This is a genomic window from Candidatus Collinsella stercoripullorum, assembly GCF_027669965.1.
GTDB lineage: Bacteria > Actinomycetota > Coriobacteriia > Coriobacteriales > Coriobacteriaceae > Collinsella > Collinsella stercoripullorum.
This window is the reverse complement of sequence record NZ_JAQECM010000034.1, coordinates 16407-25023: the sequence shown is the minus strand read 5'-3', so window position 1 is coordinate 25023 and position 8617 is coordinate 16407. Positions and strand designations below refer to the sequence as shown.

General features: G+C 69.0%; 8 protein-coding genes and 2 tRNA genes. 4 read left to right on the top strand and 6 right to left on the bottom strand.

Annotation, left to right across the window (positions count from 1 at the left end; translation table 11 throughout):
- From PHA29_RS07480 to dpaL, 5 genes are all read right to left on the bottom strand, one after another.
- On the bottom strand, positions 1 to 218 hold a 218-nt coding region (locus PHA29_RS07480), incomplete at its 3' end, for an NTP transferase domain-containing protein (RefSeq protein ID WP_270848950.1).
- 142 nt (positions 219 to 360) lie between these two features.
- Positions 361 to 1305, bottom strand: a complete 945-nt coding sequence (arcC, locus tag PHA29_RS07475; RefSeq protein ID WP_270405752.1) for a carbamate kinase — start codon at positions 1303 to 1305, stop codon at positions 361 to 363.
- Positions 1306 to 1483: 178 nt separating this feature from the next.
- Positions 1484 to 2686 (bottom strand): knotted carbamoyltransferase YgeW, encoded by a 1203-nt coding sequence (gene ygeW, locus PHA29_RS07470; RefSeq protein ID WP_270405753.1) that lies wholly within the window; start codon positions 2684 to 2686, stop codon positions 1484 to 1486.
- Between the two features lie 120 nt (positions 2687 to 2806).
- A complete protein-coding gene (locus PHA29_RS07465) occupies positions 2807 to 4213 on the bottom strand; it encodes a YgeY family selenium metabolism-linked hydrolase (RefSeq protein ID WP_270405754.1) in 1407 nt (468 codons plus the stop codon).
- A 248-nt stretch (positions 4214 to 4461) separates the two neighbouring features.
- On the bottom strand, positions 4462 to 5676 hold the full coding sequence (dpaL, locus tag PHA29_RS07460; protein ID WP_270848948.1) for a diaminopropionate ammonia-lyase: 1215 nt from the start codon (positions 5674 to 5676) through the stop codon (positions 4462 to 4464).
- Positions 5677 to 5951: 275 nt separating this feature from the next.
- On the opposite strand from dpaL, the gene PHA29_RS07455 reads away from it, so the two are divergent.
- The 4 genes from PHA29_RS07455 to PHA29_RS07440 all read left to right on the top strand — a co-directional run bounded on the left by PHA29_RS07455 (position 5952) and on the right by PHA29_RS07440 (position 7641).
- Entirely contained in the window at positions 5952 to 6605 is a 654-nt protein-coding gene (locus PHA29_RS07455; RefSeq protein ID WP_270848946.1) for a helix-turn-helix transcriptional regulator, read from the top strand.
- Positions 6606 to 6813: 208 nt separating this feature from the next.
- Positions 6814 to 6889, top strand: a tRNA-Gly gene (locus PHA29_RS07450).
- Positions 6890 to 6935: 46 nt separating this feature from the next.
- A tRNA-Cys gene (locus PHA29_RS07445) sits at positions 6936 to 7009 on the top strand.
- A gap of 269 nt (positions 7010 to 7278) precedes the next feature.
- On the top strand, positions 7279 to 7641 hold the full coding sequence (locus PHA29_RS07440; RefSeq protein WP_270848945.1) for a DUF2200 domain-containing protein: 363 nt from the start codon (positions 7279 to 7281) through the stop codon (positions 7639 to 7641).
- 49 nt (positions 7642 to 7690) lie between these two features.
- On the opposite strand, the gene PHA29_RS07435 is transcribed toward PHA29_RS07440, so the two are convergent.
- Complete coding sequence (locus PHA29_RS07435) at positions 7691 to 8416, bottom strand: metallophosphoesterase (protein ID WP_270848944.1); 726 nt, start codon at positions 8414 to 8416, stop codon at positions 7691 to 7693.
- Between the last annotated feature and the right edge of the window lie 201 nt (positions 8417 to 8617).

Here is an 8617-nt window from a genome sequence, read left to right as displayed (position 1 = left end):
ACCGCGATGCGGACGCCGAGCGGGGCGAGCGCCGCGGCGACGTCGGGCCAGCGCGTCGCGGCGACGAGCTCGAAGGCGGGGGGCACGGAGCGAGCCGTGCGCACGACGAGGGGCGCTCCGGCGAGCGGGGCGAGCAGCTTCATCGGCGCGCCGGGGCCCGCCGCCGCGGCGAAGCGCCGCCCCTCGCCCGACGCCATCAGCACGCATCCGATCCTCATGGCCGCCTCCCTTCGCGCCCGCATGGCCCGTCCGCCCCCGCGCGCCGCCGCCGGCGGATGCGCGTGCGCCCGCACGCGGGACGACCCAACCATAGCAAAGCGGAGCGCCCGGACAGGGGCGCCCCGCAAGCGGTTCGGCGCGTCAGGCGCGCGCGATCGTGGTGCCGGTCCTGCCGGCCAGGCCGTCGGAGGCCTTCTCGAGCAGGGTGATGAGCGCGGTGCGCCCCTCCTTGCTCTCGACGAAGGCGGACGCCGCCTGCACCTTGGGCAGCATCGAGCCCGTCCCGAACTCGCCCGCCGCGGCGAGCTCGGCGGCGCGCTCGGGGGTGAGGGAGTCGAGCCACTCCTCATGATCGGTCCCGAATCCCACGGCGACCTTCTCGACCGCGGTGAGGATCACGAGCGTGTCGGCGTCGAGCTGCTCGGCGAGCTTCTCGGCCGCGAAATCCTTGTCGATGACGGCCGCGGCGCCCTTCAGGTGGTTGCCCTCGGTGGGGACGACCGGGATGCCGCCGCCTCCGCAGCACACCACCACGTGGTCCGCCGCGACGAGCGAGGAGATGGTGCCCAGCTCGACGATGGAGACGGGCTTGGGGCTCGCCACGACGCGCCGGTAGCCGCGCCGCTCGTCGTGCATGAACCGGTAGCCGCGGTCGCGCTCGAGCTGCGACGCCTCCTCCTCGCTCATGAACGGGCCGATGGGCTTGGTGGGCTCGTCGAACGCGGGGTCGGCGGGGTCGACCTGGATCTGGGTGAGGACGGTCGCCACGCCGCGGTCCATGCCGCGGTCGAGCATCTCCTCGCGCAGGGCGTTCTGCAGGTCGTAGCCGATATAGCCCTGGCTCATGGCGCCGCAGACCGACAGCGGGCAGGGGATGTAGCGGTCCGGGTCGGAGCGGGTGAGCTCGGCCATGGCGTTTGCGATCATCCCCACCTGGGGGCCGTTGCCGTGGACGATGACGACCTCGTTTCCCTCCTCGATGAGGTCGACGATGGCGCGGGCGGTGATCTTGACGGCGGCCATCTGCTCGGGGAGGTTGGAACCCAGGGCGTTGCCGCCGAGCGCCACGACGATGCGCTTGGACATTTCGGCACCTCTCTCTTCTCGGAAGCGGCGCGCGCGGCGCCGCTCGAAACGGCGATGCCCGGGCGACGCGCTCAGCGCGCAGCCACCCGGGCAAGCGGGATCGAACGTTAGGGCTGCGGAAGCGGTCCGCCCTGGGAAAAAAGTGACAGGCACTATTTTCCCAGGGCAGCGGATCCGCCTACGCCTGGAACCAGCGGTCGGCGCCGCGCTGCTCGAGGGCGCGCAGGGTCTCGACGGGGTTCTTGACCTTCTGCAGGAAGATCATGGCCGCGATGGCGTACGGCTTGTAGCTGGCCTCCTTGTACATGCCCACGCGGTGCATGTCGAAGACGTCGGCCATGACCTCGCCGTGCTCGCAGGACACGCCGGAGATGTCGGCCGGCAGCGGGTGCATGTAGATCGTGTCGTCGCCGTGAGCGGTCTTGGCCATGAGCTCGCGGGTGGAGCACCAGTCCATATGGGTGGCGTTCTGGGCGAGCAGCTCCTGCTCGAGCGCGGCGATGCCGGCGTCGTCGCCCTCGGCGTACAGCTTGGTGCGGCGCTCCATGGCGGCGTAGGGGGCCCAGCTCTTGGGGATGACGATATCGGCGCCCTCGAAGGCCTCCTCCATGGTGTTCACCTGCTTGAAGGTGGCGCCGGACTCGGCGGCGTAGGCGCGGGCGGCCTCGACGCGGTCGCCCATGAGGTCGTAGCCCTCGGGGTGGGCGAGCGTGACGTCCATGCCGAAACGCGGCAGCAGCGAGATGAGCGACTGCGGGCAAGACAGCGGCTTGCCGTAGGACGGCGAGTAGGCCCAGGTCACCGCGACCTTCTTGCCGCGGAGGTTCTCCAGGCCGCCGAACTCCTCGATGAGGTAGAGCAGGTCGGCGGAGGACTGGGTCGGGTGGTCGGAGTCGGACTGCAGCGAGATGAGGGTCGGGCGGTGGTCGAGCACGCCGTCGGCATAGGCCTCGGCCACGGACTCGGCGACCTCGGCCATGTAGGCGTCGCCGGCGCCGATGTACATGTCATCGCGGATGCCGATGACGTCGGCCATGAAGGAGATCATCGTGGCGGTCTCGCGGACGGTCTCGCCGTGGGCGATCTGCGACTTCTTCTCATCGAGGTCCTGCAGCTGCATGCCGAGCAGGTTCGTGGCCTTGGAGAAGGAGAAGCGGGTGCGGGTGGAGTTGTCGCGGAACAGCGACACGGCGAGGCCCGAGTCGAAGATGCGTGGGGAGATGTTGCGCTCGCGGAGGTTGCGCAGCGCCGCGGCCACGGCGTAGAGGGCGCGGAGCTCGTCGGTGGTCTTGTCCCAGGTGTGCAGGAAGTCGGAGCCGTACATGCCGGCGTAGTCGAGGCCCTTGAGGCTGTCGAGGATCTCGTCGAAGGACTTGGCCATTTTGAATCCTTTCGGTTCTTGATGGATACATCACGGGTCGTTGCGGGGCGGGGGCAGGTTCGCCCCCTCTGTCCCGCGCGGGAAAAAAGTGCCTGTCACTTTTTTCCCGCCGCCTGTCTCCTACTTGATGTCGTTGTCCGTGGCGCCGGCGCGGAAGACGGTGACGTCGCCGGTCTTCTTGGACTCGTCGTACAGGTTGAGCGCGGCGGTGTAGAGCGCGGCGCAGGTCACGAGGTCCTGCTTGTAGGTGACCTCGTTGGGGGCGTGCGCCTGGCTCTCGGCGCCCGGGCCGAAGCCGACGCAGGGGATGCCGTAGCGGCCCTGGATGGACACGCAGTTGGTGGAGAAGGTCCACTTGTCGGTCAGCGGGCGGCCGGCGCGCTTGTCCATGGACTGCTCGACGCCGATGCGCTCGTCGCCGTACAGGGCGCGGTGCGCGTCGACGAGCGCCTGCACGTGGGCGGCGTCCTCGGCGTTGATCCAGGTCGGGAAGTAGGCCTCGGTCTCGTAGACGGTGCCCTTCCAGCTCGGGCGGTCGTACATGTACATGGAGACCTCGACGTCCTCGCCGTACTTCCTGACGGCGGGCAGGTCGCGGATCTCCTGCAGGCAGGAGTCCCAGGTCTCGCCGGCGGTCATGCGGCGGTCGATGGAGATGGCGCAGGAGTCGGCCACGGCGCAGCGGCTGGGGCTCGTGTAGAAGATCTGGGAGACGGTGCAGGTGCCGCGGCCCAGGAAGCGGGCGTCCATGTAGTGCTCGGGGTTGTACTTCGGGTCGAGCATCTTGACGAGGCCCTTGATGGAGGTCGACTCGTCGCAGCCGTTGTTGTTGAGGGCGCGGACGTCGGAGATGATGTCGGCCATCTTGTAGATCGCGTTGTCGCCGCGGTCGGGGGCGGAGCCGTGGCAGGACACGCCGTGGACGTCGACGCGGATCTCCATGCGGCCGCGGTGACCGCGGTAGATGCCGCCGTCGGTGGGCTCGGTGGAGATCACGAACTCGATCTTCTCGCGGGCGTCCTCCGGGCCGTCGAAGTACTTGTTGACGATGTACTGCCAGCACATGCCGTCGCAGTCCTCCTCCTGGACGGAGCCGACGACCATGATCTTGTAGCCCTCGGGGATGAGCCCCATATCCTTCATCATCTTGGCAGCGTAGGTGGCGGAGGCCATGCCGCCCTCCTGGTCGGAGCCGCCGCGGCCGTAGATGACCTCGTCGTCCTCATAGCCCTCGTAGGGGTCGTGGGTCCAGTTGTCGCGGTTGCCGATGCCCACGGTGTCGATGTGGGAGTCGATGGCGATGATCTTGTCGCCCTCGCCCATCCAGCCGATGACGTTGCCGAGGCCGTCGACCTCGACCTTGTCGAAGCCCAGCTTCTCCATCTCGGCCTTGATGCAGGCGACGACCTCGCCCTCCTCGCAGGACTCGGACGGATGGCTGATCATGGCGCGCAGGAAGGCGGTCATGTCGGGGCCGTAGGCGGCGGCTGCTTGCTTGATGGCGTCGAAATCGAGTTCCTTGGTCATGGGGATCGAATCCTCTCTTCGGATGTTGATGGACGTTTCGGGCGGGCGGGAGGCCCCATATGCCTCCGTGCTCAAACATCCTCGCGCTTCGCGCTGCGGAACTGCGCGCGGAGGCATATGGGGCCTCCCTCGCACAGCCGGTTTCTCCTCAGCGTCCGGTGCGGCGGACAATCGGACTGCAACTCAATCGATCTGCCACCCTCTCTCGTTGCATAAAGGGAAGATGGCGCGTCGCTTCGCGACGCCTTTTACTCGGCGGGGTAAGCGCCGTCCCAGACGACCTTGCGGTAGTTGACCGGGTCCGTGTCGCCCTCGGTGGAGAACATGAGCACCGAGCTCTCCTGGGTGAGGCCGATGGCCTCGCGCAGGTCGGCGTACTCGTCGGACTCCATGAGGGTGGTGATGAGGCCCGCGCCCACGGCGCCGGACTCGCCCGAGATCACGCGCGGGTCTCCGGGCAGCGGGGCGCCCAGCACGCGCATGCCCTTCGCCGCGACCCAGTTGGGGCAGGCGACGAACACGGAGACGTGGTTGCGCAGGATGTCCCAGCCGAGCGTGTTGGGCTCGCCGCAGGCGAGGCCCGCCATGATCGTGGGCATGTCCCCGTCCACGATGCGCGGCTCGCCGTCGCCCGCGACCGCGCCCTTGTACAGGCACGCGGCCTCGTCGGCCTCCATCACCACGAAGACGGGCGGGTTGTCGGGGAACAGGTTGGCGAAGTAGCCCACCACGGCGCCCGCGAGGCTGCCCACGCCGGCCTGCACGAAGACGTGCGTGGGGCGCTCGACGCCCGCGGCGGCGTACTGCTCGGCCGCCTCGCTCGCCATGGTGCCGTAGCCCTCCATGATCCAGGAGGGGATCTCCTCGTAGCCGTCCCAGGCGGTGTCCTGGACGATGACGCCGTTCTCGCAGGCGTCGGCCTCGGCGGCGGCCATGCGCACGCACTCGTCGTAGTTGACGTCCTCGATGGTCACCTCGGCGCCCTCGGCGGCGATGTTGTCGAAGCGGCTCTTCACGCTGCCCTTGGGCATGTGCACGACGGCCTTCTGGCCGAGCTTGTTGGCGGCCCAGGCCACGCCGCGGCCGTGGTTGCCGTCGGTGGCGGTGAAGAAGGTCGCCTGGCCGAAGTCGCGCGCGAGCTCGTCGCCCGTGAGGTAGTCGTAGGTGGTCTCGGCGATGGGGCGCCCGGTCTTGCCCGCGATGTAGTTCGCCATGGCGAAGGAGCCCCCGAGCACCTTGAAGGCGTTGAGGCCGAAGCGGTAGCTCTCGTCCTTCACCGCGAGGTTGGCCAGCCCCAGATCCGACGCCAGGGCGTCGAGCTTCGCCAACGGGGTGACGTCGTACTGCGGGAAGCTCTCGTGGAACGCGCGGGCGCAGCGCACGTTCTCAAGCGACATGATGCCCAGGTGGGCGTCATCGCTTCCGGGCATGTTGTTCGCGACCCATTTGATCTTCTCGGCCATGCTGTCTTGCTCTCCTTTGCCGCTCCTTTGCCTGGCCCGCGGATACGCGCCCGCCCCGGCGGTCGGTTTTGGCCGGAAGCTGAACTTTTATCTGAGGACCAAACAAAAAGTTTTGCTATAGCAGTTTTATCACAGGGGAACCCGCGTTGTCCAGACAGAATGTCAGGTCTGCTGAACGGTAAGAATACGTCGATAAACGGTAGTTTTCTTGCCCGTTTGTAGAGATGGGGTCGATGTGGCAGGATAAACCTAACAAAAAGTTTGGAAGGAGCGCCATGTCACCAGCGCAGATCGAGTTCTACCGGCGCCTCGCCCGCAGCCTCGCGCTGCAGTTCGGCCCCAACTGCGAGATCGTCGTCCACGACCTCGAGGCGGACGACCTCGACCACTCCATCGTCGCGATCGAGAACGGCCACATCAGCGGGCGCCGGCTGGGGGACGGACCGAGCCATGTGGTGCTCGAGGCGCTCCAGGGGGCGCCCGACGCCCTCGAGGACCGGCCGCCCTACCTCACCAAGACCTCCGACGGCAAGCTGCTCAAATCGAGCACCGTGTTCATCCGCGACGAGGCGGGCTGGCCGCGCGGGATCCTGGCGATCAACTTCGACATCACGCTCATGAAGGCCTTCTCCGGCGCGCTCGGCGCCCTGATCGGCTGCGGCGATGCGGGGGCGACCGAGCCCGAGCCCATCACCAAGAACATCGGCGACCTCCTCGACGACCTGTTCCGCGAATGCGAGCAGGTGGTGGGCAAGCCCGCCTCGCTCATGACCAAGGAGGAGCGCGTGCGGGCGATCGGCTTTCTGGACCGGCGCGGCGCGTTCCTCATCAGCAAGTCGAGCCAGAAGGCCTGCGAGTTCTTCGGGATCTCCAAGTACAGCTTCTACAGCTACCTCGACGAGGCGAAAGGCCTGCAGGAGGAGGGATGACCCTTCGCGGGCGAGAAGGCGGCGGGAAAATAGTGCCTGTCACTTATTTCCCAAGTGGGAAAAAAGTGACAGGCACTATTTTCCCAATGCGGGCCGGTTGGGGCGCCCCTGCCCTCCCCGGGCACCGGCCCCCTCCGCGCAGCCGATTGTGGAGAGGTTGAGGGGGCTTGCGCACGGATGCCGATTCGCGTATAGTACATCCTCGCAAGCGGACATGGCTCAGTTGGTAGAGCACAACCTTGCCAAGGTTGGGGTCGCGGGTTCGAGCCCCGTTGTCCGCTCCATCGCATGCAGGGAGCCGGTTTTACTCGAATCGGCTCTTTTCATATCGGCGAAGTGGCCAAGTGGTAAGGCAGAGGCCTGCAAAGCCTTTACCCCCGGTTCGAATCCGGGCTTCGCCTCCAGGGACGCCCCGAGGGCCCCGGCGCAGCGCCGGGGCCCTCGCTTTGTTCGGCGCGGGGGGGCGGCGCCGGCGGGGGCGACACGGGGCAGGACGCCCCGAATCCCGAACCCATCCCCTAACGCCGCGTCGCAGGCGGCCGTGCCGCGAGGGCCATCCCGTCCCCGAGCGCCCCGTGCCGCGCGGCCCCCCCGTCCCCGAGCGCCTCCCTTGGCGCCGCGCCCCGGTGCGCTACGATGGGGCCGTCAGCGCACCCGACGGAAGGGACCTCCCATGCCCCGCACCCCTATCGCCAAGCTCTCGTTCGCGAAGGTCTACCCGCTGCTCGTCGGCAAGGCCGAGCGCCGCGGCCGCACGCGCGAGGAGGTCGACCTCATCATCACCTGGCTCACCGGCTACGATCGCGCCGACATCGAGCGCCAGGTCGAGCGCGGGGTCGACTATGAGACGCTCTTCGCCGAGGCCCCGCGCATGAACCCCGACCGCTTCCTCATCACCGGCAAGGTGTGCGGGATCGACGTGGCCGCCCTCGCGGACCCGGTCGAGCGCGACGCCCGCTACCTCGACAAGCTCATCGACGAGCTCGCACGCGGCCGCGCGATGGAGAGGATCCTGCGCTCGGGACAGGGCGCCTGAGCGGACCCGCCCCGGCGCCCGCCGGCGGGCCCGGACGAGCCCGCCGCGCTCACGCGACGCGCACGATATCCCGGTACAGCAGCCGATGCCTCCCGTCGAGCCGCGCGTCGGCGTGGTAGTGCCCGAAGCACCACAGGCCGTAGGCGAGCCGGTCCTCGAGGGCGTCGAACCACGCGTTCAGGGCGTCGGGGTGCCGGCGCGCATCCGACACCCCGGCGGCGGCGAGCGCCGACGGCAGCATCCGGGCCGAGCAGCAGTGCGAGACCACGAGGTCGACGTCCCATCCCGCCGCGCCGAGGCGGGCCTCCGCCTCGGCGAGCTCGTCGGGGCCGGGCATCTCCTCGGCGAACCAATCCCAGCCCTCCGTACGGTACTCCCGGTCGTGGCTGGCCGCCCCGCCCATGGCGAACACGCGGACGGGGTCCCGCCCGCCCCCGTCGCCCAGCTCGTACACCTGGCCGCGCATGAGATGGACGATGTGCGGGTACTCCGGGTACACCTGGACCTCGCCTCCCCAGCGCTCGCTGACCGGGAGCTCCGCGAGGTACGGGAAGCACTCGTGGTTGCCGTCGACGAACAGCGTGGTCCACGGCCGGCCCTCGAGCCAGGCGAGCCACCAGCGCTCCTCGTTCGACCCGCTCCACGGCATGCTGAAATCCCCGCAGACGATCAGGAGGTCGTCGCGGGTCAGGCCGCGCCCCTCCGGCCAGCGCCTGCCGGACAGCTTCGCGATGTCGATGCCGCCGTGCACGTCCCCTGTGACCCAGATGGCCATCGCGCACCTCCCCCGCCCCGCATCGGAAGCGCCCGTCCCGCGCGCCCGCCGCGCGGCCGGTGCACGCCGCGCGCCTCCGTTCCGCGTCGTGCCGGATGACCCGATTATGCCCCGTGCGCGGACGCGCCATGCGCCCGGCACGGGGCGCGCGGCCCGGGCGGGCCCCGTGCGGCGTGCGGCGCCTACGAGCGGCCGCGGCGG